Genomic DNA, 1942 nt, shown 5'->3' on the forward strand with positions numbered 1-1942 from the left:
CAGTATTTTCGATAGATTATAATCAATCAACCATTTTTAAAGATATGTGAGATCGAAAAAAAGCCGGATTGCTCCGGCTATGTGCTTAGCTGTCTGGGTAATTACGCCATACTTCATCGCCTGCACCATCTATACCCATTTCAGCATAAGTGCGATCGACTGCCTTTCTCAGGTCTCCGAAGTTATCCGGCGGCTCCGGTGGCTTCTGTGCCTTCCTGGAACATTCCAGCCGTCGCATCGTAACCTGATGCCGTTCCTTGTCTGTCTCCACCAGCTGCATGACTTCACCCCATCGCGCCGCCGCCCTCCGGTAAAATCCTTTCGCCTCGAGTTCCTCCGCTATGCGGTCATGTACCATCCTCCCCCCCTCAGAACGGAATACCATCACCGTAAGGGTCATCGCCTCCCGCTGGTGGCTGATTACCCTGTGTGCCTGTGGTTTTGCGTCTGTTCCCGCCTGGACGTGCCGCGCGGGCACTGATTACGCTGTCTGCGATAACCTGCCAGCCCTGCCGCGTTTCGCCGTTCTGGCCTGTCCACTGGCTTACCTGCATCGTGCCGGATACGCTGGCAACATCGCCTTTTTGATGTTAGCCAGGAAGTCGGCCTGTTTGCCAAATGCGATGACCGATAACCATAACGTCGCCTGTCCGTCCTGTGCCTGGCTGCATGGCAAAGATACCGCCATACGCGCCAGCGTCATCGGTGTGCCCTTGCTGGTCTGTTTTACCTGCGGGTCGTCCACCAGCCGCCCGTAAGCGGCTATCTGTGCCGTCATACTGCCCCCTCTCCGGTTTTAACGTTGATGGTTGTTACCTGTTCCGCTTCGGCAATCTCCCGTTCTGTCAGCGTGGCAAAGTTTGCCGCTGCTGTGGTCATGAATGCGCTTATCAGTTCGGGATGTTCCTTCGCGTATCCTTCCCCCGCGTGGCGGTCTATCGTTCTGATTGCCACCTTTAAAGCCAGTTCAGCCATATCTAACGCCTTATATTTCGGCTCTGTTCTGTCTCTGCGTTTTTGGGTCATTTCTCGCAACCTCTCACTTTTTCGCCTCACTTTTTCAAGCGTCTCACTTCGTCGCAGTTGGGATTTTTGGTTTTTCTATGTGTGTGTTTCATAAGTATTTTTTTACCCCTCACTTTTGAGGATGTATACAGGTCGAAAAGTGAGGGAGAGCAGGCTAATTTTGGCCCTCTTTCTACCCCCCTCGCTTTTGCTCCTCACTTTTATAGCGGCGCTACATCATCCCCATCGATACGAATAACCCCATCTTTTTCCAGCTTGTACAGCCAGCGCCGGAAGTTTTTCATTTCATACCCCAGTTTTTTCATGTCATCACGTAACAGCGGGATCGTGCACTTGTCGCCGTTCTGTGTGCGTGAACGGATGCACCCCCATAGTGCGGTATGGTTTTCCGTCTTGTTGCCTGCCTCCTCGATGCGTTCCAGTTCAACGGGAGGGCGCGGCTTATCCACCACCACCAGCGACGTGATTAACTCCCCGTCAGCGTCGGTAAACAGCTCCACCACGCGTAAGTCATATGCGGCTTCTTTGAGTTCCTCCGCGTCCTTCATTTTGGTGCATGAGATAACCAGCGCTTCGCTTCCTGCGTCCTCCCTGCGTATCCGGTATTCAGCATCCAGTGATGCACGAAATGCACTGGAACCGCGCGCGCCTTTCGTCTCATCCTTGCCGGAATGGTGAACCACCAGCACCGTGGCCCCTGTGCGTCGTTTCAGTTCGTCACAACCACGGATAAACGCCCCCATATCACGGGAATCATTTTCATCATTCCCACCAAAGCAACGCGCCAGCGTATCCAGAATAATCATGCGTACAGGTTTACCCGTTTCCCGCTCCACCTGACGGGCAGCGATAACCATTTCATCAACATCAAGCGGGACCGCCGGAAAGATGGGACGGTTTACCAGATACAGATTTT

General features: G+C 53.2%; 3 protein-coding genes and 1 pseudogene. All 4 read right to left on the reverse strand.

Features of this window, described 5'->3' with window-relative positions:
• Positions 1-85: 85 nt before the first annotated feature.
• The gene (locus tag E0D98_RS23670; RefSeq protein ID WP_044697516.1) at positions 86-358 is read right to left on the reverse strand and encodes a PerC family transcriptional regulator; all 273 of its coding nucleotides are present in this window, start codon (positions 356-358) and stop codon (positions 86-88) included.
• 10 nt (positions 359-368) lie between these two features.
• Positions 369-778: pseudogene (locus E0D98_RS23675) on the reverse strand (single-stranded DNA-binding protein).
• Entirely contained in the window at positions 775-1026 is a 252-nt protein-coding gene (locus tag E0D98_RS23680; protein ID WP_096855883.1) for a hypothetical protein, read from the reverse strand. The pseudogene E0D98_RS23675 and the gene E0D98_RS23680 overlap by 4 nt, the downstream one beginning before the upstream one ends.
• A gap of 200 nt (positions 1027-1226) precedes the next feature.
• Positions 1227-1942 (reverse strand): AAA family ATPase (locus tag E0D98_RS23685; protein ID WP_096955504.1); only part of this gene is annotated, 716 nt, incomplete at its 5' end.

Origin of the sequence: Escherichia sp. KCJ4928 (assembly GCF_004352695.1) — a bacterium.
Classification (GTDB): domain Bacteria; phylum Pseudomonadota; class Gammaproteobacteria; order Enterobacterales; family Enterobacteriaceae; genus ECMA0423.